Consider the following 21,696-nt stretch of genomic DNA (forward strand, 5'->3'; position numbering starts at 1 on the left):
AATTTTCGAAAAGCAGAAAAACGAACGCGCTCTGAAAGCGCTTTTCGGCAACATCCACAGTGAGCGAGTGTTCGTCGCGGGCGACAAGATAGCTCATTTACTCGATGTAAATTCTGCAATCTTTCGCCAGCCACTATACCCGCTCTGTGTGCATGACCCGAAAGCGGCTCCCCAGAGCGCGTTTCTTGTGTCACGAAGCGACAAATTAATCAGTGAACATCCTTCCAGTATTCGCGCTTGAGCAGATAGGCGAACACGAAAAGCACCGCCAGATACAGCAAGACATAGGTGCCGATACGCTGATGCTGTAATTTGACCGGGTTGGCCGAGTACGCAAGGAAGGTCACCAGATTCTTGATCTTCTCGTCGAACTGCTCTTCAGTCAGGCTGCCTGTCTTGGGCACGATGGTCAGCTCATCACAGGACTCATGGGTCAACGGCGAGCCGGTCAGCGGGTCGTACTGCTTCTTCCCGTCGTCGACCAATTGAATCTGCTTGCAACCAATGATCTGGCGTCCTTGCAGCCCCACCAGCACGTTGGGCATACCAACGTTGGGGAAAACCCTATTGTTTACGCCCCACGGCCGGGCCGGGTCCTCGTAGAACGACCGCAGATAGCCATAGAGCCAGTCCGTGCCGCGAACCCTGGCCACCAGCGTCAGATCGGGCGGCGCAGCCCCGAACCAGGTCTTGGCGTCCGCAGGCTGCATCCCGATGCTCATGTGATCGCCGATCTTGGCGCCAGTGAACACCAGCTTCCCAAGCATCAACTCATGAGGGATGCCGAGGTCATCGGCCACACGCTCGTAACGTTGAAACTTGGCGCTGTGGCAGCCCATGCAGTAATTGGCAAACGTTCGCGCGCCGTCCTGCAATGCCGGCTTGTCAGCCAGATCGATATCGACACTTTCAAGATCCGGGCCGCCATGCTCCGCAGAGAAGGCAAAGAGGGGAATGGCAGCCAACAGCAGCACCGCAAATAGCTTTTTCATCAGCCAGTCACCCTTTCTGGAACGGGTTTTGTCTTCTCCAGACGCGTGTAGAACGGCATCAGGATGAAATAGGCAAAGTACAGAAACGTGCACACCTGCGACAGCAACGCGCGACCGGGACTGGGCGGCAGTACGCCGAGAATCCCGAGAATGACAAACGACACACAAAACACCACCAACCAGATTCGGCTCAGCCAGCCTTTGTACCGCATGGACCTGACCGGACTTCGATCCAGCCAGGGCAGGACGAACAGCACCGCAATCGCCGCGCCCATGGCGATGACCCCCATGAGCTTGTCAGGGATGGCCCGCAAAATCGCGTAGAACGGCGTGAAGTACCAGACCGGTGCAATGTGCTCGGGCGTCTTGAAGGCGTTGGCCTGCTCGAAATTCGGCTTTTCGAGGAAGTACCCGCCCATCTCCGGGAAGAAAAACACGATCGAGCAGAAGATGAAAAGGAACACCACCACGCCGACGATATCCTTGACGGTGTAGTACGGATGAAACGCGATGCCGTCCAGAGGCACGCCGTTTTCATCCTTGTGCTTCTTGATGTCGATGCCGTCCGGGTTGTTCGAGCCTACTTCGTGAAGCGCCAGCACGTGCAGCACCACCAGCCCGAGAATCACAATGGGCAGCGCAACCACATGCAATGCGAAGAAGCGGTTCAGGGTGATGCCGGAAATCAGGTAATCGCCTCGAATCCATTGCGTCAGGTCGTTGCCTATGACCGGGATTGCGCCGAACAGCGAAATAATCACCTGAGCGCCCCAGTACGACATCTGCCCCCACGGCAGCAGATACCCCATGAAGGCCTCTGCCATCAGCGCCAGATAGATCAACATGCCGAAGATCCACACCAGCTCGCGTGGTTTCTGGTACGAGCCATACAACAGGCCACGGAACATGTGCATGTAGACCACGATGAAGAAAGCCGAAGCGCCAGTGGAATGCAATAGCCGCAAGATCGAGCCGTACTCGACGTCGCGCATGATGTATTCGACAGAGGCGAAAGCCTCCTCCGCTGACGGCGTGTAGCTCATCGTCAACCAGATACCGGTGACGATCTGGTTAACCAGCACCAGCAAAGCCAGGGAGCCAAAGAAGTAGAAGAAGTTGAAATTCTTGGGCGCGTAGTACTTGCTCAGATGGTCTTCCCACATGGAAGTCGCAGGGAAGCGCGCATCGATCCAGTCCATGAACTTGCTCATTACGCTTTCTCCTGATCGACACCAATGACGATGATTGAGTCCGACTCGTAGGAATGCGGCGGAACTGGCAGGTTCAGTGGTGCGGGCTGCGACTTATAAACGCGGCCGGCCAGGTCGTAGTGAGAGCCGTGACACGGACAGAAATACCCACCCACCCAGTCCTTGCCCAAGTCGGCCGGGGCTACCTCTGGACGGAATGTTGGGGAGCAGCCCAAATGCGTGCATATGCCAATCAGCAGCAGAAGCTCGGGTTTGATCGAGCGAACCTTGGGATCAACGTAGGTGGGCTGAACGGAGTTTTTGGATTCGGGATCAGACAACTGGCCGGTGATCTTGCCGAGATTGCTGAGGATTTCTTCGGTACGACGGACGATAAAAACTGGCTGACCACGCCACTCGGCGATCATCTGCTGGCCCGGCTCGATCTTGCTGACGTTGACCTTTACCGGAGCACCAGCGGCTTTTGCCTTGGCGCTGGGAAACCATGACCCTACGAACGGGACCGCAGCCCCCACCGCTCCTGCTGCGCCAACCACAGATGTGGCCGCCACGAGGAAGCGACGCCGGCCTGCATTCACGCCGTCATTGCTCATTCCGTCCTCTCCCATCAGCTTTTTTTATAGGCCTGTGTGTCCAGGCGCTCATTAAATTATTGTCGAGCTGTCAAAATCCTGCCGGATGGTAATTAAAAGCCCTTCTACAAACAAGGGAATTAGCCGGGGGCGAAAACGGGAGGCCTTGCAAACGGGGGCGTCCGCGAATGAGTCATGTCGCCACACCCAATAATAGACGCCCACAAAAAAACGCCCAGTTCCGCGAGGAATCTGGGCGTTCTTTTTTGAACGAAGAGCGAATTAACGCTTCGAGTACTGCGGACGCTTACGCGCTTTACGCAGACCGACTTTCTTACGTTCAACTTCACGCGCATCACGAGTTACGAAGCCTGCCTTACGCAGAGCGCCACGTAGAGTCTCGTCGTACTGCATCAGAGCGCGGGTGATACCGTGGCGGATTGCGCCAGCTTGACCACTCACACCACCGCCGATGACAGTGACGTAGATGTCGAATTTCTCAACAGTCTCGGTCAGTTCCAGCGGCTGACGAACTACCATGCGGGCAGTTTCGCGGCCGAAGAAGTTGTCCAACGAACGATTGTTGATGGAGATGTTACCGGTACCCGGACGCAGGAAAACGCGTGCGGTTGCGGTCTTGCGACGGCCAGTGCCGTAATTTTGAGTCGCCGACATAATGAACTATTCCGTTAAAACTTCAGTTCTTGGGGCTGCTGAGCAGTATGAGGGTGTGCAGTGCCCGCATAGACTTTCAGCTTACGATACATGTCGCGACCCAGCGGGTTCTTAGGCAGCATGCCTTTGACCGCGGTCTCGATCACGCGCTCAGGAGCTTTGGCGATCAGCTTTTCAAAGTTGATCGACTTGATCCCGCCCGGGAAACCGGAGTGAGAGTAGTAGATCTTGTCGGTGGTCTTAGCACCAGTAACGCGGATCTGCTCAGCGTTGATAACGACGATGTAGTCGCCGGTGTCAACGTGCGGAGTGTATTCCGGCTTGTGCTTGCCACGCAGACGGCTCGCGATTTCGGTGGCCAGACGACCCAGGGTCTGGCCAGCAGCGTCGACGACGAACCAGTCGCGCTTTACTGTTTCCGGTTTAGCGGTAAAAGTTTTCATTCTGTATAGCCTCAGGGGCCGCCTGCAAAAATTAGACGGCGGATCTTACTGAATAGTACGGTCTTTGACAAGTCAAAGGCCGCCGGGCACGGACGCTATAGGGGGCTCGGGTCAGCGCGTCCAATTGCGGCGGTGTCTTGGGCAGGGGAGCATCACTTCCGCTGCAAAGAGCTGCGGAATTATGCAGATTGCGAAAAAAATTTCAACCTGCTTTTATGTTTCTCTTTAAATAGGAGCGCCAAATGGATTATCGCCAACTGGGCAGAACCGACCTCAATGTCAGTGCCATCTGCCTCGGCACCATGACCTGGGGTGAGCAAAACAGCGAGTCCGAGGCCTTCGCCCAGATCGAACGGGCTAAATCGGCGGGCATCAATTTCATCGACACCGCCGAGATGTACCCCGTCCCGCCGCAGAAAGAAACCTACGCCAGCACCGAGAAAATCATCGGCAACTGGTTCAAGAAAAATGGCGACCGCAAAGACTGGATCCTTGCCAGCAAGATCGCAGGGCCGGGAAACGGCATCGATTACATACGCGACGGCCAGCTCAAATTCAATCGCGAGCACATCGTTGCAGCCGTGGATGCCAGCCTCAAACGCTTGCAGACCGACTACCTGGATCTCTATCAGCTGCATTGGCCGGAGCGCAGCACCAACTTCTTCGGCAAGCTTGGTTACTCGCACAAGGATGAAACATTCACCCCGTTGCTTGAAGTACTGCAGGTGCTGGACGAGCAGGTCAAGGCCGGCAAGATTCGTCACGTCGGGCTGTCGAATGAAACACCGTGGGGCACCATGAAGTTTCTTCAGGCGTCAGAAGCCAGCGAATTGACACGTCCGGTATCGATCCAGAACCCGTATAACCTGCTCAATCGCAGCTTTGAAGTCGGTCTGGCAGAAATCGCTATCCGTGAGCAATGCGGTCTGCTGGCTTATTCGCCACTGGCGTTCGGCATGCTGTCGGGCAAGTACGCCAACGGCGCGCGTCCGGCGAAAGGTCGACTGAGCCTTTACAGCCGATTCACCCGCTACTTCAACCCGGAATCGGAAGCGGCGTGCGCAAGCTATGTGGCGCTGGCCCGTGAACACGGCCTGGACCCGGCCCAAATGGCACTGGCATTCGTCACCAGCCGTTCGTTTGTGACCAGCAACATCATCGGCGCAACCACGCTGGAGCAGTTGGAAAGCAACATCGCCAGCTTCGATTTAGAGTTATCCGAAGAGGTATTGGCCGGGATCGATGCAATTCACAAAGCGCAGCCTAACCCTGCGCCGTAAACCCCGTATCAGTCGCTGAAATAACAACTGTGGGAGGGAGCTTGCTCGCGAGACCTTGGCATGAACGATAGGTCTCTATCGTCTGACGACATTTTCGCGAGCAAGCTCCCTCCCACAGGTTCTCAGCAGTCAGGAAGAATTGAGTTTCACAAAGACCGAGCAATAATCTCCTTCATGATCTCGTTAGTCCCCGCATAAATCCGCTGCACCCTTGCATCTGCCCACGCCCGCGCAATCGGGTATTCCCACATGAAGCCGTAGCCACCGTGCAGTTGCACGCACTCATCAAGCACTTTGCATTGCAGGTCTGTCGCCCAATATTTGGCCATCGCAGCAGTGGGCACATCCAGCTTGCCTTCCAGGTGCAACTCCAGACAGCGGTCGATGAATACCCGACCGATCTGCACTTCGGTGGCCATTTCAGCGAGTTTGAAGCGGGTGTTTTGAAAGTCGGCGATCGCTTTGCCGAACGCCTTGCGTTCGCGGGTGTATTCCAGCGTCCACTGCACGGCGGCTTCGGCAGAGGAGATGGCACCGATCGCAACGGTCAGACGCTCTTGCGGCAACTCCTGCATCAGATACGCAAAGCCCATCCCTGCCTGTCCCAGCAGATTTTCCTTGGGCACGCGAACGTCCTGGAAGAAAAGCTCAGAGGTGTCCTGGGCTTTCATCCCGACTTTTTCGAGTCGCTTGCCCTTCTCGAAACCTGGCGTACCCGACTCAACCAGAAACAGGCTGGTGCCCTTCGCACCCGCCTTCGGATCGGTTTTGGCCACGACGATCACCAGATCTGCTAGATAGCCGTTAGTGATGAAGGTCTTCGACCCGTTAATCACGTACTCGTCACCGTCCAGTACGGCGGTGGTCTTGACGCCCTGCAGGTCGGAACCTGCACCGGGCTCCGTCATGGCAATTGCTGTCACCAGCTCCCCAGAAACCATTTTCGGCAAATACTTGAGCTTCAGCGCTTCGCTGCCGTAATGCAGGATGTAGGGCGCGACGATGTCCGAGTGCAGGGAAAATCCGATGCCGGTCAGGCCCAGCCGGTAGATCTCTTCGATCACCACGGTGGTGTAGAGAAAGTCAGCGGCCATCCCGCCATACTCTTCCGGCAGGTGCGAACACAACATGCCCTGCTCACCCGCGCGATTCCAGAGCGTGCGATCAATATGCCCCTGCTTTTCCCACTGCGCATGGAAAGGCGCGGCATGCTGTTCGAGGAATTTGCGCACGCTGTCGCGGAAAAGTTCGTGCTCGGAGCTGAACAGTGTTCTTGCAAGCATGGGGCACCGTAGCTTAAGGGATGGCCCACAGAGCCTATGCCCAGCAGATGCGCGACGACACTGGACACATTAGCCAAAAAATAAGACGATCACGCCGTTGCTTGACCACTTTCCCATATAAGAACAACAGATCATGTCTATTCAACACACCGTGCCCCTGCGGCGCGTGAGCATTCTTGCGATTGATGGAGTGTTTGCCTCGACATTGACGCAGGCCAAAGACTTCTTTCACCTCGCCAGCCTGCGCTATGGAAAACAGCTGGGCCACGGCTTGAAATCCGCTTTCGAGACCCGCCTGGTAAGCCCGGATGGGCAGTCTGTGCGCAGCTTCAGCGAGATCGTCCTGCCAGTGGACAGTGCCCTCGACAACAGCGACATCATCGTTCTGCCCGCCTTTTCCGACAATTTCGACACCCTGTGCGAACGCTATCCGCAGGTGTTGCCGTGGCTGCGTGAACAGCACGCCAGGGGCGCCATGCTGTGCGGCGAAGCAAGCGGAGTGTTCTGGCTCGCACAGGCAGGCTTGCTAGATGGCAAGGAGGCCACCACATACTGGCGATTCTTCAACGACTTCGCCGAGCGCTTCCCGAAAGTGCTGCTTAATCAGGAGAAACACCTGACCGATGCCGACAATCTGTATTGCGCTGGCGGCACAGTCTCGGCGTGCGATCTGTACATTTATCTGATCGAGCGCTTTTGCGGGGCCAATGTCGCGCAAACCGTCGCCCGGGACATTTTGTACGAAGTACAGCGCAGCTATACCCCAGGGCGTATGGGATTTGGCGGCCAAAAGCTGCATCAGGACGTCATCATCCTGCAGATCCAGCACTGGCTCGAGGAGCACTTCGCTGACAAATTCCGCTTCGAAGACGTGGCTCGCGAACACGGCATGAGCATCCGTAACTTCATGCGCCGCTTCCAGACCGCCACCGGCGACAAACCGCTGCATTACCTGCAACGGCTGCGTATCGAGACAGCCAAGGGATTGCTGTCAGGAAGCCGCAAAAGCATCAAGACCATCAGCTATGAAGTGGGCTACGACGACGCGAGCTTCTTCGCGCGGCTATTCCGTCAGCACACAGAACTGTCGCCGAATCAGTATCGGCAGCAGTTTCAGCAGGCGGCTTGAAATGAAGCACCTGTAGGAGCGCGCTTGCCCGCGAAAGAAAGAGTGTCAGTAAAAAGTCTGTAACTGACACATCGCATCGCGGGCAAGCGCGCTCCTACAGATCGTTAAGGTTTATGTGCGCGGGACAGGAATTCGTGAGATTGCATTTCCAGCAGCCGGCTCAAGGTGCGCTGGAACTCGAAGTTCAGGCGCCCGCCGGTGTACAGATCCTTAAGCTCGACTTCAGCGGAGATGATCAGCTTGACGTTGCGATCGTAGAACTCGTCGACCATGTTGATGAAGCGCCGCGCGATGTCGTCGGTGGTGACGCTCATCTGGTAGACGCCGCTGATCAACACCGCGTGGAAGATCTTGCCCAGTTCGATGTAATCGTTCTGGCTGCGAGGGCCGTCACACAATTCGGCGAAGTCGAACCACGCCACGTCATCGCACGTACGGATGGCCTTGATCTCGCGATTCTCGATCATCAGCACGTCGTTTTCGATGGCCTTGGTGCATTCAGGCGTCAGCGCGCGGAAGCTCTTGCGCATGCTTTCCTGCGCGGCCTCATTGAGCGGAAAGTGGAACAGCTCGGCTTGCTCAAGATGACGCAGACGGTAATCGACACCACTGTCGACGTTGACGATTTCGGTGTTTTGCTTGATCAGCGCAATGGCTGGTAGAAAGCGCGCACGTTGAAGGCCGTCTTTGTACAAGCCATCCGGCACGATGTTTGAAGTGGCGACCAGCGTGACACCGTTCTTGAACAGCTCTTCCATCAGCGTGCCGAGGATCATGGCGTCAGTGATGTCGGAAACGAAAAACTCATCGAAACAGATGACCCGCGCTTCGTCGGAAAAACGCTTGGCGATCAGGGTCAGCGGGTTTTTCTCGCCCTTGAGGGTTTTCATTTCTTCGTGAACGCGCTTCATGAAGCGGTGAAAGTGCGTGCGCACTTTGTCTTCAAACGGCAGCGCTTCAAAGAAGGTATCGACCAGATAGGTCTTGCCTCGACCCACCCCGCCCCAGAAGTACAGGCCTTTGACCACGGTCACTTCTTTCTTGCCGAACAGCTTGCCAAACAGACCGGGCTTGCTCTGGTGAGCGGCCACAAGGTCGTCGTACAGGCGCTGCAAATGACGCACAGCATTTTCCTGCGCGGCATCGTGGAAGAAGTCGGGTTTCTTAAGATCGTTCTGATAGCTTTCTAGGGGGGTCATAGTCTTTAGCTAAGGAGCAAAAACGGGCCGCCACTGTAGCGACGGCCCGTGGGATTGGCAATCAGTCCTGTTGCGGGGCTAAGGCCAGTTTCAGGCTCTGGATAGCAACGTCGCGATGCTCTGCATCGGGGAACTCAGGGCTGTCGGCCACACATTGGCCATCAATCCATAGGGTGAAGCGTTCGCCTTCGCTGCGCAGATCAAGCTCACCGCCTTGTTGCAGCTGCTTGGTGGCAGCACCTGCGGCCTTGCCATCGGCGAAGTTGCGCGACAGCAAAAGCTGCTCGCCATCGGCCGCGAGCAGGCGGAAGCGGAAACTGCCGTCCTCTTCGCGGAAGCTGACAAACCGCGCGCCCTTACTGGCTTTTTTCTTGGTGGCGGCAGTAGTTTGAGCGGCGCTGCGGAACGAACGCAGGCCAACCGCTTCGCGTAGCTCGGCGAGGAATGGCGTGGCAGTGCGACGGGCCTTCTCGGCGCCAGCCAGCAGAATGTCTTCCAGATCTGCCGGGCGTTCGATCAGGCGATGGTAGTTCTCGCGAGCCTCGCCCAGCTCGCTGTCGAGCAATTGGAAAAGACGCTGTTTGGCATCGCCCCAACCCAGGCCCTGCAACAGATCATCGCGGAACTGCGCGCATTGCTCTTGGCTGGAAAAGGCCTGGTACAGCGTGAACAGGTGAGAGTTGTCCGGGTCTTTCGCTTCGCCCGGCAAACGCGAATCGGTGACGATGCGCGAGATCGCGTCTTTCATTTCCTTGCCGCTGCTGAACAGCGGAATGGTGTTGTCGTAGCTCTTCGACATCTTGCGGCCATCCAGGCCTGGCAAGGTGGCGACGCTTTCCTCGATCAACGCCTCGGGCATGACAAAGAACTCTTTGCCGTTGCCGAACAAGTGGTTGAAGCGCTGGCCGATGTCGCGGGCCATTTCAACGTGCTGAATCTGGTCACGGCCGACCGGCACTTGATGGGCGTTGAACATCAGGATGTCCGCCGCCATCAGCACCGGGTAGCTGTACAGGCCCATGGTGATGCCGGCGTCCGGGTCATCGCCGGTCTCGACGTTCTTGTCCACCGAGGCCTTGTAGGCGTGAGCGCGGTTGAGCAGGCCCTTGGCGGCAACGCAGGTCAGCAGCCAGGTCAGCTCAGGGATTTCCGGAATGTCGGACTGGCGATAGAACGTGACGCGATCAACGTCCAGGCCTGCGGCGAGCCAGGTGGCGGCGATTTCCAGACGCGAGCGCTGAATGCGCAGCGGGTCATCGCATTTGATCAGGGCGTGGTAGTCGGCCAGGAAGTAAAAGGAATCGGCGTCGCTCTGACGGCTGGCGACAATGGCCGGGCGGATGGCGCCCGCGTAGTTGCCCAGGTGGGGCGTGCCGGTGGTGGTGATACCGGTCAGGATACGAGTGGTCATGGTTAGTCGCTTATTCTGGGTGCTGCAATCAATTCGAGAGACGCGGCAGGACCAGATCCTTGAGATCGGTCAGCTTGCCGTGAAAAAAGTGTCCGCATTCTGCCACTTTCAGCAGCTCATGGGGGCGCGACAACGCGTCAGACCATTCGTATACCAGTTGTGGGTCGATGACTTCGTCGTTTTCTGGCTGAATCAGGGTCAACGGGCCAGTCTGCGGCAGCGCGCTAAAGTCGGCGATACGCATGACCGCAGGCGCAATCATGAACAGGTGATTGAGGGTTTCACCCTTGGCTTCAAGACGACCGCCCAGAGTGGCCGCGACGAATCCGCCGAAGGAAAATCCGAACAGTGTCAGCGGCAGGTCGGGATGTTTGTCGCGCAGCCATTGGGCGACCGCTTCGGCGTCGTCGACTTCGCCCTGGGCCATGTCGGAGGTCCCGGCACTGGCGCCAACCCCGCGATAATTAAAGCGCAGGGTGATCAGGCCAGCGTCACGCGCGGTACGTTGCAGCGTCGAGACCACTTTATTGAGCATCGTGCCGCCCTGAACCGGGTTAGGATGGCATATCAGCGCCACACCCTTGGCCTCTTCCAGGTCAAGGTAAAGGGCTTCCAGTTGGCCGACGGGGCCATCGATGAGTACAGGGTTTTCGCGGATGAGCAAGAATGAACTCCGTGACCTTGCAAAAGGTCGACTCGTCTAGCTGATGTCTGTGGCTGGCATATCGGCGATACGTCGCGGGTATACAGCGCAGGTTCGAGCCGTTAACGTAAAGCAAAGCCGTTTATAGAGGAAGGACTCGTGGAACACTCGCTCTTAGTTTGGTTGTTGCCGACCATTGCCCTGGTCGTCGGGGTCGTCATCGGTTTCCTCGTCGCGCGTCTGGTGCCCAACGCCGCGCCTAGCAGCACTCAGCGTCAGCTGGATGATGTTCAGGAGCGCTTCGACACGTATCAGAACGAGGTGGTCACTCACTTCAACAGCACGGCCAATCTGGTTCAGAAGCTGTCCCAGAGCTACTCGGATGTACAAGAACACCTCGCCGAGGGCGCCAACCGTCTGGCCCTGGACGAACTGACCCGTCAACGGTTGCTGGCCGCCTTGCATCCAGAAGCATCGCAAGCACCCCGCGATCGCCTCACGCCACCGCGCACGGCCGCCGAGCCACCAAAAGACTACGCGCCAAAAATGCCGAACTCACCGGGCATGCTGGATGAGCATTACGGTTTGAAGAAGTAAGCCTGCAAGCAACAAAATAGCCCGCCGCTGATCGCATCAACGGCGGGCTTTTTTGTGGTTACTTGCGGACCCTGAGGGAGGCTGCGATCCGGTACACCTGATGCACCGCAATCGCAGCCTCCCTCGGGGTCGGCAGCTCCTACAGGTCCGCAGTCAACCTTTGAAAATCCAACGCGTAACAACAAAAAACCCGCCAATCAAGGCGGGTTTTTTGTACAGCGGACAGCGCTTAGATCGCGCCGCGAGCCCGCAGCAGTTCCAGCACTTGCTTGACGCTTTCCTCGACGTTCAGCGACTGGGTGTCGATGACGAGGTCTGCGTTGAGCGGTACATCGTACGGGAAGGACTCACCGGGGATGTTGTCCTTGTCGGCGGCGTACAGGCCTTGTGGGTCGCGTTCGCGGCAGACCTGCGGCGAAGCCTGGACGTAGACCGTGATCAGGCGGTCATCGCCGATCAGGCTCTTGGCGTTTTCGCGGCCTGCGGCATCCGGCGCAACGAAAGCTGCCAATGTCAGCAGGCCGGCCTCGTTGAACTGACGCGAGACATGCGCGGCACGACGCCAGTTCTCGGTACGACCGGCGCGATCCTGTGGCAGACCCTTGTTCAGGTCATGACGCAGGTTCTGCCCGTCCAGCACAAACACCGCACGCCCCATGTCGAACAGCTTGCGCTCAACGGCATACGCCAACGTGCTTTTGCCAGCACCTGACAGACCGGTGAACAGTACCGTTGCAGGCTGCTGACCGAAACGCTGGGCACGCTCTTCGACCGACACATGAGCAAGCTCGCCATGATGGCTGGAACCGCCTGCATGGACAGGCTTGGCGATGATCATGCCAGCGCCGACTGTGCCGTTGGTCAAGCGGTCGATGACGATGAACGAGCCGGTGGTGCGATTGCTGTCATAACCGTCCAACGCAATCGCACTGTCGAGGCTGATCTTGACGCGACCGATCTCGTTCAGCTGCAACGAACTGGCGGCGCCCTCCTCCAGCGTGTTGACGTCAACGCGGTGGGTGATGCTGGCAATCGAGCCCGGCACGTAGCTGGTGGCGCGCTTGATATCGTATTTCTTGCCCGGCAGCATCGGCTCTTCGGCCATCCAAACCAGCATGGCGTCGAAGGCGTCGGTCACTTGCGGCACGTTGTCGGCATGCACCAACAGGTCGCCACGGGAGATGTCGATTTCGTCTTCCATGGTCAGCGTGACTGCCTGACCGGGCCCTGCATGCTCAAGCTCGCCTTCGAAAGTGACGATGGATTTCACGCGGCTGCTTTTGCCCGATGGCAGCACAACCACTTCGTCGCCCTTGTGTACGACGCCGCTGGCCAGCGTGCCGGCGAAGCCACGGAAGTTCAGGTTTGGACGGTTGACGTACTGCACCGGGAAACGCAGATCGGTGTAGTTGCGGTCGTTGGCGATCTCGACGGTTTCGAGAATCTCCATCAGCGACTGACCGGTGTACCAAGGCGAGCGCTCGCTCTTGTTCACCACGTTGTCGCCCTTGAGCGCCGACATCGGCACGAACGCCATGGTGGTCGGCTTGAAAGCGATGCCGTCGGCGAACTTCAGGTAATCGGCTTTGATCGACTCGAAGACGCCTTCATCGAAGCCGTTGAGGTCCATCTTGTTGATGGCGACGACGATGTGCTTGATGCCCAGCAACGACGCGATGTAGCTGTGGCGACGGGTCTGGGTCTGCACGCCATAACGCGCGTCCACCAGAATGATCGCCAAGTCACAGGTCGATGCGCCGGTGGCCATGTTGCGGGTGTACTGCTCATGGCCGGGAGTATCGGCGATGATGAATTTGCGCTTGGCGGTGGAGAAGTAGCGGTAAGCGACATCGATGGTGATGCCCTGCTCACGCTCGGCCTGCAGACCGTCAACCAGCAGCGCCAAATCGACTTCATCGCCGGTGGTGCCGGATTTTTTCGAATCGCGGGTGATGGCTTCCAGATGATCTTCGTAGATCATTTTGGAGTCGTGCAGCAGACGCCCGATCAGCGTGCTCTTGCCGTCATCGACGTTGCCACAGGTTAAAAAGCGCAGCATTTCCTTGCGTTCGTGCTGGCCCAGGTAGGCGAGGATGTCCTCGCTGATCAAATCAGATACGTGCGACATGACAACCCCTTAGAAATAACCCTGACGTTTCTTTTCTTCCATGGAGCCTGCGCCATCGTGGTCGATGACCCGGCCCTGGCGCTCGGAAGTTCGCGTCAGGAGCATTTCCTGAATGATGTCAGTGAGGCTGATAGCCTCGGACTCGACGGCGCCCGTCAACGGGTAGTCGCCCAGCGTGCGGAAGCGGACCTTCTTCTTGACGATGCGCTTTTTGTCTTCATCGCTCAGATGGTTACGCAGGCGATCGTCGTCGATCATGATCCAGGTGCCGTTCATTTCGATGACTTCGCGTTCAGCCGCGAAATAAAGCGGCACGATCGGAATGCCTTCCAGGTAGATGTACTGCCAAATGTCCAGCTCGGTCCAGTTGGAGAGCGGGAACACGCGGATCGACTCGCCTTTGTTAACGTTGCCGTTATAGACGTTCCACAGCTCCGGACGCTGGTTTTTCGGGTCCCAGCGGTGTTTGGTGTCGCGGAAGGAGTACACACGCTCTTTGGCACGGGACTTCTCTTCGTCGCGGCGCGCGCCACCAAAGGCTGCATCGAAACCGTGTTTGTCGAGGGCCTGCTTGAGGCCTTGAGTTTTCATGATGTCGGTGTGTTTGGAACTGCCGTGGGTCAGCGGGTTGATGCCCTGCGCGACGCCGTCCGGATTGACGTGGACGATCAGGTCCAGGCCCATTTCCTCGACCATTTTGTCGCGGAATTTATACATCTCCTGGAATTTCCAGCGTGTATCGACGTGCATCACCGGGAACGGCAGTTTGCCCGGGAAGAAGGCTTTGCGCGCCAGGTGCAACATCACGGCGGAGTCTTTACCGACGGAGTAGAGCATCACCGGGTTATCGAACTCGGCGGCTACCTCGCGGATGATGTGGATGCTTTCCGCCTCCAGCTGTTTCAGATGCGTCAGTTTGTCGACCATGGTTACTCACGGGGGATAACGTTCTTTATGGAAGGCCAACGGGCCGTGTTCGAGCCGGGCACTTTAGCACACGACTTAATTCTATTGAGTCAGCAGGCTAGATCGAAACGATCTAACGATATAGCTCTCTGATCGGTGTACTCAGATCGGGTTTGGACAATCGATGAACAGGTGTTCGAGGGCATATCGCCGCGCCAGATAGTCGCCCAGCGCCTGCACACCATAGCGCTCGGTGGCATGATGGCCTGCGGCAATGAAGCTGATATCGTTTTCCCGGGCGCTGTGGAACGTCTGTTCAGACGCCTCGCCGCTCAAGTACAAGTCAACCCCTGCCAGTACCGCCTGATCAATGTAGCCCTGCCCCCCGCCGGTGCACCAGCCAACCCGTCGGATCATGCCGCTGCCTGCGATCAACAGCGGCTCGCGTCCCAATGCGCTCTGCACGCGATGGGCAAAATCGCGGGGCGTGACCGGCTCTGCGAGCGATCCCACCAACCCAACGATTTTCAGATTTTCTGGGTCCAGCAGCCCTTCGACGGTGATGTCCAGCTGACGCGCCAATTGCACGTTATTCCCCACCTCCGGATGCAGATCCAGCGGCAGGTGATAGGCGAGCAAGCTGATGTCGTGCTTGAGCAAGGTCTTCAACCGACGTTGCTTCATGCCGGTAACGCAAGGGTTCTCACCTTTCCAGAAGTAGCCGTGATGCACCAGGATAAGGTCAGCATCGGCATCGACAGCGGCATCGAGCAGCGCCTGACTGGCCGTGACGCCGCTGACGATGCGCGTGACTTGCGAACGCCCCTCCACTTGCAGCCCGTTCGGGCAATAATCCTGGATCCGCGCACTGTTCAAATAGCGGTCAGCTTCTTCCACCAGCGTGCTCAGTGCGACAGCCATAAAAGACTCCTAAATATGCAGTTCAGACCGTCTCGGTCCTCGTATAATGCCCGCCATTATGGCGCAGGTGACACCTGGTATTGCTGCGCTACCACATTAGGACGTGCTCAATGTTCAAAGCGCTGCGTTTTCTCGGCTGGCCACTGCTCGCTGGCGTGCTAATCGCTCTACTGATTATCCAGCGTTACCCGCAATGGGTCGGCCTTCCGACTCAGGACGTCAACCTTCAACAAGCGCCACAAACGGCCACCGTGCAACAAGGCCCTGTTTCCTACGCCGATGCAGTCAGTAGCGCCGCGCCCGCAGTGGCCAATCTTTACACGACCAAAATGGTCAAAGACAAACCCAACCATCCGCTGTTTGAAGACCCGCAGTTTCGGCGCTTCTTCGGCGACAACCTGCCCAAGCAACGACGCATGGAATCCAGCCTGGGTTCGGCAGTGATCATGAGCCCTGAAGGTTATTTGCTGACCAACAACCACGTAACCTCCGGCGCGGACCAGATCGTCGTGGCGCTCAAGGATGGCCGCGAAACCATCGCCCGCGTCATCGGCAGCGATCCGGAAACCGACCTCGCGGTCCTCAAGATCGACCTGAAAAACCTGCCTGCGATTACTCTCGGCAGCTCCGACAGCATTCGCATCGGCGATGTCGCGCTGGCCATTGGCAACCCGTTTGGGGTCGGCCAGACCGTAACCATGGGCATCATCAGTGCCACCGGCCGCAATCAGTTGGGGCTGAACACTTACGAAGACTTTATTCAGACGGACGCTGCGATCAACCCTGGTAACTCGGGCGGCGCGCTGGTAGATGCCAACGGCAATCTGACCGGCATCAACACTGCGATCTTCTCCAAGTCCGGCGGTTCCCAAGGTATCGGTTTCGCGATCCCGACCAAACTGGCGCTGGAGGTGATGAAATCGATCATTGAGCACGGCCAGGTGATTCGTGGCTGGCTGGGGATTGAGGTTCAGCCGCTGACCCAGGAATTGGCAGAATCATTCGGTTTGAAGGATCGTCCAGGGATTGTCGTAGCGGGGATTTTCCGCGATGGCCCGGCGCAGAAAGCGGGCTTGCAGTTGGGTGATGTGATCTTGAGCATCAACGGCGAGCCAGCAGGTGATGGCCGTAAATCAATGAATCAGGTGGCGCGCACCAAGCCGACCGAGAAAATTTCGATTCAGGTCATGCGCAACGGCAAGGAGTTGAAGCTGACGGCCGAAGTGGGCTTGCGTCCACCGCAGACCCCTGCTGCGGCTGCTGCGTCTGAGGATTGATTTCCTCGCCTTGATTGACGCTTATCCTTTGTGGGAGCGGACCTGTCCGCGAAGAGGCCGGGACATCCGATAAATCCATATCGTCTGTACCATTGCATTCGCGGACAGGTCCGCTCCCACAGGGAGGACCGTACGCTTACAACTCCCCTAACGCATCCACCAACGCCTGATTCTGCTCAGGCGTTCCGATGCTGATCCGCAGGAACTGTGCAATGCGCTCCTGCTTGAAGTGCCGAACGATCACACCCTGCTCGCGCACTTTCGCGGCCAATTGCGCAGCATCATGCTGGGGGTGACGCGCGAAAATGAAGTTCGCGGCAGACGGCAGCACTTCAAATCCTTTGCCCTCCAACTGCTCAATCAGTACTTCACGGCTGTCGATGACTGCTTTGCAGGTCTGCTCGAAATACGCACGGTCGTCGAAGGCCGCAGCCGCACCCACAATAGCGATGCGATCAATCGGATAGGAGTTGAAGCTGTTCTTCACCCGCTCCAGCGCTTCGATCAGATCCGGATGCCCCACCGCGAGACCGACGCGCAACCCTGCCAGCGAACGAGACTTGGACAGGGTCTGCGTGACCAGTAGGTTCGGGTAACGCTCAACCAACGTAATGGCAGTCTCGCCGCCGAAATCGATGTAAGCCTCGTCCACGATCACGACCGAATCCGGATTGGCCTTGAGGATCTGCTCAACCGCGTCCAGGGCAACCACGCAGCCAGTCGGCGCATTCGGATTGGGGAAAATAATGCCGCCGTTGGGGCGCGCGTAATCTTCAGCACGAATCTGAAAGTGTTCATCCAGCGGCACCGCTTCGTACTCGATGCCGTAGAGGCCGCAATACACCGGATAAAAGCTGTAGCTGATATCGGGGAACAGCAGTGGCTTGTCGTGCTTGAAAAACGCGTTGTACGCGTGGGCCAGCACCTCGTCGGAACCGTTACCCAGGAACACCCAGTTGCTTTCGATCCCGTAGTAACTCGCGACTGCCTGCTTGAGCAGATCGCTGTTGGGATCGGGATAGAGACGCAGGTTGTCGTTCACTTCGGCGCGCATCGCTTCGATGGCTTTAGGCGATGGCCCGTACGGGTTTTCGTTGGTATTGAGTTTCACCAGCTTGGTCAGCTTCGGTTGTTCGCCCGGCACATAAGGCACGAGGTCACGAACAAACGGACTCCAGAATTTGCTCATGCTTATTTACCTTCCTGTGTGTCGACGATCCGGTACTCGGCGCTGCGTGCGTGGGCGGTCAACGACTCACCACGGGCCAGTACGGAGGCGGTTTTGCCCAGTTCGGACGCGCCCTGCTCGGAGCAATAGATGATCGAAGAGCGCTTCTGGAAGTCGTAAACGCCCAGCGGCGAGGAGAACCGCGCGGTGCCCGAGGTCGGCAGCACGTGGTTGGGGCCTGCACAGTAATCGCCCAGCGCTTCTGAGGTGTGACGGCCCATGAAGATTGCACCCGCGTGGCGAACGTGAGGCAGCCAGGCTTCAGGATCGGCCACCGACAACTCAAGGTGCTCAGGCGCGATGCGGTTGACGACTTCAAGCGCCTGCTGCATATCGGCAACCTTGATCAAAGCGCCACGGCCAGTGATCGAGGTCTTGATGATCTCGGCACGCTCCATAGTCGGCATCAGCTTGGCGATGCTGGCAGCGACTTTATCGAGGAACTCTCCATCGGTGCTGACCAGAATCGCCTGCGCGTCTTCGTCGTGCTCGGCCTGGGAGAACAGGTCCATGGCAATCCAGTCCGGATCGGTCTGGCCGTCGCACACCACCAGAATCTCGGACGGGCCGGCGATCATGTCGATCCCAACCTGACCGAAAACATGACGCTTGGCCGTGGCGACGTAGATGTTGCCGGGACCGACGACCTTATCGACCTGCGGCACGCTTTCAGTGCCATATGCCAGTGCCGCAACCGCTTGCGCGCCGCCGATGGTGAACACACGGTCAACGCCAGCGATGCAGGCGGCCGCGAGTACCAGCTCATTGAGCTCGCCACGAGGAGTCGGGACCACCATCACCACTTCGCCAACGCCTGCTACTTTCGCTGGAATGGCGTTCATCAACACTGAGGACGGATAAGACGCCTTGCCGCCGGGCACGTATAAACCCGCGCGGTCCAGCGGCGTGACCTTCTGGCCCAACACCGTGCCGTCGGCTTCGGTGTAGCTCCAGGAATCCTGCTTCTGTTTTTCGTGGTAGATGCGCACGCGTTCGGCAGCTTTTTCCAGCGCCTGTCGCTGAGCGGGAGTAATGCGGGTCAGGGCCAGTTCCAGGCGTTCGCGGGGCAGAATCAGCTCAGCCATCGACGCCACTTGCAGGCCGTCGAAACGCTGGGTGTATTCCACCAGTGCCGCATCGCCGCGCTCGCGCACGTTTTTGATGATATCCAGCACCCGCTGATTCACCGAGTCGTCGGACACACTTTCCCAGCTCAGCAGATGATCCAGATGTCGTGCGAAATCCGGGTCAGCAGCGTTGAGTCGGCGAATGTCGGTGGAAGTGGTCATAGCGGGGCCTCGGTGATTGGCGGATATCTCGGGTGCCACTTTGGACAAAGTCCATAAGCTACCAAGCTATCCGCGCGGGCACCTGAGAATTTGGCTATGACACGGATAGTTGGACGCAGCGCTGGAGGCTGCGCTTATCGGTCAAATGCGGTGTCGCGATTCCACGGCGTTACGCAGGGTGTCGATCAACGCCTGAATGCGGGCGTGCTGCATTTTCATCGAAGCCTTGTTGACCACCAATCGCGAGCTAATGTGGGCGATCAAATCCTGGGGCTCAAGGCCGTTGGCACGCAGCGTGTTGCCGGTGTCGACGACGTCGATGATTTTGTCGGCCAAGCCCACCAGCGGTGCAAGTTCCATGGAGCCGTACAGCTTAATGATATCGACCTGACGACCTTGCTCGGCGTAGTAACGCTTGGCCACGTTGACGAACTTGGTGGCCACGCGCAAACGACCCTTGGGCTCGACAGCACCTACGGCGCCAGCAGTCATCAATTTGCACTGCGCGATTTGCAGGTCCAGCGGCTCGTACAAGCCCTGGCCGCCGTATTCCATCAGTACGTCTTTGCCGGCAACACCCAGATCAGCTGCGCCGTGTTCGACATAAGTCGGCACATCGGTAGCCCGTACGATCAACAGGCGCACATCGGCCTGAGTCGTCGGAATGATCAGCTTGCGGCTCTTGTCCGGATTCTCGGTCGGCACAATACCCGCGGCAGCGAGCAGCGGCAGAGTGTCATCCAGGATACGGCCCTTGGACAGTGCGATGGTCAACATGGGAAACGTCGGTCCTTATCAGCAATCATGCGTCGGATCGCAATCGGCGCCCGACAACTTCCAAGCCAAGACAGGGCTCGAAGTAAAACGAATCAGAAAGTGATGCTCGCATTCAGCATTTGGCTGCGGTGCCTGCGGTGATCAACATCATCCGCAGCCAACGCAGCCAACGCTTCAGCTCAGAACTACTAGCCCGGAACGCGACGAATCTTCGCGCCCAGCATCTGCAGCTTCTCTTCGATGCACTCGTAGCCACGGTCAATGTGGTAGATGCGGTCGATCAGCGTGTCGCCCTCAGCGATCAACGCCGAGATCACCAGGCTGGCGGAAGCACGCAGATCGGTGGCCATGACTGGCGCGCCCTTGAGCTTCGCGCAGCCAGTCACGATGGCCGTGTTGCCTTCGACCTGGATCTGAGCGCCCATGCGGTGCATTTCATACACGTGCATGAAGCGGTTTTCGAAGATTGTCTCGATGACCGCACCGGTGCCTTCGGCAATCGCGTTGAGCGAGATGAACTGCGCCTGCATGTCGGTCGGGAACGCCGGATAAGGCGCGGTGCGCACGTTCACAGCCTTCGGACGCTTGCCGTGCATGTTCAGCTCTATCCAGTCCTTGCCGGTGGTGATCTCGGCGCCTGCTTCGCGCAGCTTTTCGAGAACAGCTTCGAGGATGGTCGGATCGGTGTCCTTGAGCTTGACGCGGCCACCGGTGGCGGCGGCTGCAACCAGATAAGTACCGGTTTCGATGCGGTCTGGCATGACCTTGTAAGTCGCCGAACCCAGGCGTTTCACGCCGTCGATGGTGATGGTGTCGGAACCTGCCCCAGACACTTTCGCGCCCATGGCATTCAGGAAGTTCGCCAGATCGACCACTTCAGGTTCACGGGCGGCGTTCTGCAACACGCTGCGACCGTTGGCCAGTGCGGCGGCCATCATGATGTTTTCAGTACCGGTCACGCTGACGGTATCGAAGAAGAAATGCGCCCCGCGCAAACCGCCTTCCGGCGCCTTGGCCTTGATGTAACCGCCTTCGACATCGATGACTGCGCCCATGGCTTCAAGGCCACGGATGTGCAGGTCAACTGGACGCGAGCCAATCGCGCAACCGCCAGGCAGTGCCACTTCGGCCTCGCCAAAACGCGCGACCATCGGGCCCAATACGAGAATCGACGCACGCATGGTTTTAACCAGTTCGTACGGGGCGATCAGGGTTTTGATGGTGCGTGGATCGATTTCAACGCTGAGCTTTTCATCGATGATGGGCTCGATACCCATACGACCGAAGAGCTCGATCATGGTGGTAATGTCATGCAGGTGTGGCAGGTTCTGAACAGTCACCGGCCCATCGGCCAGCAGCGTGGCTGCAAGAATCGGCAGGGCAGAGTTTTTCGCCCCGGAAATGCGGATTTCGCCATCAAGACGAACGCCGCCAGTAATAATCAGTTTGTCCATTAGAATCTCGACGCCAATTGGCTCAGGTGCGCTCGGCCCATGCAGCGCGGCTGAAAAATTTCATGGTGACCGCATGGATGCTGCCATCAGCGATCCATGGGTTCAAATGCGCATAGATCTGCTGTTGGCGCTTGACTGGACTCAGTGTAGCCAGTTCGTCGCTAATAACGTTCAGCTGGAAGTTGCAGCCTTCGCCCTCAACCTCAACTTGAATCTGCGGCAGCTTACCTTCTAGGAAGCTTTTAACTTCTACGGCCTGCATGCTTAACCTCAATCGGCGC

21 protein-coding genes are annotated in these 21,696 nt (G+C 57.8%); 4 read left to right on the forward strand and 17 right to left on the reverse strand.

The features are described 5' to 3' along the window. Positions 1 to 209 precede the first annotated feature (209 nt). The 5 genes from ACWKWM_RS26065 to rplM form a co-directional block, all read right to left on the reverse strand. Complete coding sequence (locus ACWKWM_RS26065) at positions 210 to 992, reverse strand: cytochrome c1 (RefSeq protein ID WP_483848867.1); 783 nt, start codon at positions 990 to 992, stop codon at positions 210 to 212. After that, positions 992 to 2,203 (reverse strand): cytochrome b, encoded by a 1,212-nt coding sequence (locus tag ACWKWM_RS26070; protein ID WP_483848868.1) that lies wholly within the window; start codon positions 2,201 to 2,203, stop codon positions 992 to 994. The genes ACWKWM_RS26065 and ACWKWM_RS26070 overlap by 1 nt, the downstream gene beginning before the upstream one ends. Then, positions 2,203 to 2,796, reverse strand: a complete 594-nt coding sequence (gene petA, locus ACWKWM_RS26075) for a ubiquinol-cytochrome c reductase iron-sulfur subunit (RefSeq protein ID WP_483848869.1) — start codon at positions 2,794 to 2,796, stop codon at positions 2,203 to 2,205. Before petA ends, ACWKWM_RS26070 begins: the two co-directional genes overlap by 1 nt. A gap of 261 nt (positions 2,797 to 3,057) precedes the next feature. Then, the gene (gene rpsI, locus ACWKWM_RS26080) at positions 3,058 to 3,450 is read right to left on the reverse strand and encodes a 30S ribosomal protein S9 (RefSeq protein ID WP_002555064.1); all 393 of its coding nucleotides are present in this window, start codon (positions 3,448 to 3,450) and stop codon (positions 3,058 to 3,060) included. Between the two features lie 14 nt (positions 3,451 to 3,464). Next, entirely contained in the window at positions 3,465 to 3,893 is a 429-nt protein-coding gene (rplM, locus tag ACWKWM_RS26085) for a 50S ribosomal protein L13 (RefSeq protein WP_025166857.1), read from the reverse strand. 242 nt (positions 3,894 to 4,135) lie between these two features. On the opposite strand from rplM, the gene ACWKWM_RS26090 reads away from it, so the two are divergent. Continuing rightward, positions 4,136 to 5,173, forward strand: a complete 1,038-nt coding sequence (locus tag ACWKWM_RS26090; RefSeq protein ID WP_483848870.1) for an NADP(H)-dependent aldo-keto reductase — start codon at positions 4,136 to 4,138, stop codon at positions 5,171 to 5,173. A 146-nt stretch (positions 5,174 to 5,319) separates the two neighbouring features. Here the strand turns inward: ACWKWM_RS26090 and ACWKWM_RS26095 are convergent, their stop codons facing one another. Continuing rightward, the gene (locus ACWKWM_RS26095) at positions 5,320 to 6,456 is read right to left on the reverse strand and encodes an acyl-CoA dehydrogenase family protein (RefSeq protein ID WP_483848871.1); all 1,137 of its coding nucleotides are present in this window, start codon (positions 6,454 to 6,456) and stop codon (positions 5,320 to 5,322) included. A 133-nt stretch (positions 6,457 to 6,589) separates the two neighbouring features. Here ACWKWM_RS26095 and ACWKWM_RS26100 point away from each other — a divergent pair, with 133 nt between their 5' ends. Beyond that, the gene (locus ACWKWM_RS26100) at positions 6,590 to 7,585 is read left to right on the forward strand and encodes a GlxA family transcriptional regulator (RefSeq protein ID WP_483848872.1); all 996 of its coding nucleotides are present in this window, start codon (positions 6,590 to 6,592) and stop codon (positions 7,583 to 7,585) included. A 104-nt stretch (positions 7,586 to 7,689) separates the two neighbouring features. Here the strand turns inward: ACWKWM_RS26100 and zapE are convergent, their stop codons facing one another. From zapE to ACWKWM_RS26115, 3 genes are all read right to left on the reverse strand, one after another. Further along, a complete protein-coding gene (zapE, locus tag ACWKWM_RS26105) occupies positions 7,690 to 8,784 on the reverse strand; it encodes a cell division protein ZapE (protein WP_483848873.1) in 1,095 nt (364 codons plus the stop codon). A 61-nt stretch (positions 8,785 to 8,845) separates the two neighbouring features. Continuing rightward, on the reverse strand, positions 8,846 to 10,195 hold the full coding sequence (locus ACWKWM_RS26110; protein WP_483848874.1) for a tryptophan--tRNA ligase: 1,350 nt from the start codon (positions 10,193 to 10,195) through the stop codon (positions 8,846 to 8,848). A gap of 28 nt (positions 10,196 to 10,223) precedes the next feature. Beyond that, on the reverse strand, positions 10,224 to 10,859 hold the full coding sequence (locus tag ACWKWM_RS26115; RefSeq protein WP_483848875.1) for an alpha/beta hydrolase: 636 nt from the start codon (positions 10,857 to 10,859) through the stop codon (positions 10,224 to 10,226). A gap of 138 nt (positions 10,860 to 10,997) precedes the next feature. Here ACWKWM_RS26115 and ACWKWM_RS26120 point away from each other — a divergent pair, with 138 nt between their 5' ends. Then, a complete protein-coding gene (locus ACWKWM_RS26120) occupies positions 10,998 to 11,435 on the forward strand; it encodes a Z-ring associated ZapG family protein (RefSeq protein ID WP_483848876.1) in 438 nt (145 codons plus the stop codon). 229 nt (positions 11,436 to 11,664) lie between these two features. On the opposite strand, the gene cysN is transcribed toward ACWKWM_RS26120, so the two are convergent. From cysN to ACWKWM_RS26135, 3 genes are all read right to left on the reverse strand, one after another. Next, complete coding sequence (gene cysN / locus ACWKWM_RS26125) at positions 11,665 to 13,563, reverse strand: sulfate adenylyltransferase subunit CysN (RefSeq protein ID WP_483848877.1); 1,899 nt, start codon at positions 13,561 to 13,563, stop codon at positions 11,665 to 11,667. A gap of 9 nt (positions 13,564 to 13,572) precedes the next feature. After that, the gene (cysD, locus tag ACWKWM_RS26130) at positions 13,573 to 14,490 is read right to left on the reverse strand and encodes a sulfate adenylyltransferase subunit CysD (RefSeq protein ID WP_483848878.1); all 918 of its coding nucleotides are present in this window, start codon (positions 14,488 to 14,490) and stop codon (positions 13,573 to 13,575) included. 141 nt (positions 14,491 to 14,631) lie between these two features. Beyond that, positions 14,632 to 15,390 carry a Nif3-like dinuclear metal center hexameric protein gene (locus ACWKWM_RS26135; protein WP_483848879.1) on the reverse strand — a complete coding sequence of 253 codons (759 nt, stop codon included), beginning with the start codon at positions 15,388 to 15,390 and terminating at the stop codon, positions 14,632 to 14,634. A gap of 110 nt (positions 15,391 to 15,500) precedes the next feature. Between ACWKWM_RS26135 and algW the strand changes: the two genes are divergently transcribed. After that, positions 15,501 to 16,667: a Do family serine endopeptidase AlgW gene (gene algW / locus ACWKWM_RS26140; protein ID WP_483848880.1), complete on the forward strand. Its 1,167-nt coding sequence runs from the start codon at positions 15,501 to 15,503 to the stop codon at positions 16,665 to 16,667. Positions 16,668 to 16,803: 136 nt separating this feature from the next. Here algW and hisC read toward each other — a convergent pair whose 3' ends face one another. From hisC to ACWKWM_RS26165, 5 genes are all read right to left on the reverse strand, one after another. Beyond that, on the reverse strand, positions 16,804 to 17,856 hold the full coding sequence (gene hisC, locus ACWKWM_RS26145; protein WP_483848881.1) for a histidinol-phosphate transaminase: 1,053 nt from the start codon (positions 17,854 to 17,856) through the stop codon (positions 16,804 to 16,806). A 2-nt stretch (positions 17,857 to 17,858) separates the two neighbouring features. Beyond that, complete coding sequence (hisD, locus tag ACWKWM_RS26150) at positions 17,859 to 19,184, reverse strand: histidinol dehydrogenase (RefSeq protein WP_483848882.1); 1,326 nt, start codon at positions 19,182 to 19,184, stop codon at positions 17,859 to 17,861. Between the two features lie 141 nt (positions 19,185 to 19,325). Beyond that, entirely contained in the window at positions 19,326 to 19,961 is a 636-nt protein-coding gene (gene hisG, locus ACWKWM_RS26155) for an ATP phosphoribosyltransferase (protein WP_483848883.1), read from the reverse strand. A 188-nt stretch (positions 19,962 to 20,149) separates the two neighbouring features. Then, positions 20,150 to 21,415, reverse strand: a complete 1,266-nt coding sequence (murA, locus tag ACWKWM_RS26160) for a UDP-N-acetylglucosamine 1-carboxyvinyltransferase (RefSeq protein WP_483848884.1) — start codon at positions 21,413 to 21,415, stop codon at positions 20,150 to 20,152. A 22-nt stretch (positions 21,416 to 21,437) separates the two neighbouring features. Continuing rightward, on the reverse strand, positions 21,438 to 21,677 hold the full coding sequence (locus tag ACWKWM_RS26165) for a BolA family protein (RefSeq protein ID WP_483848885.1): 240 nt from the start codon (positions 21,675 to 21,677) through the stop codon (positions 21,438 to 21,440). Positions 21,678 to 21,696: the final 19 nt, after the last annotated feature.

The sequence above is a fragment of the Pseudomonas rosaeacicularis genome (assembly GCF_057128745.1).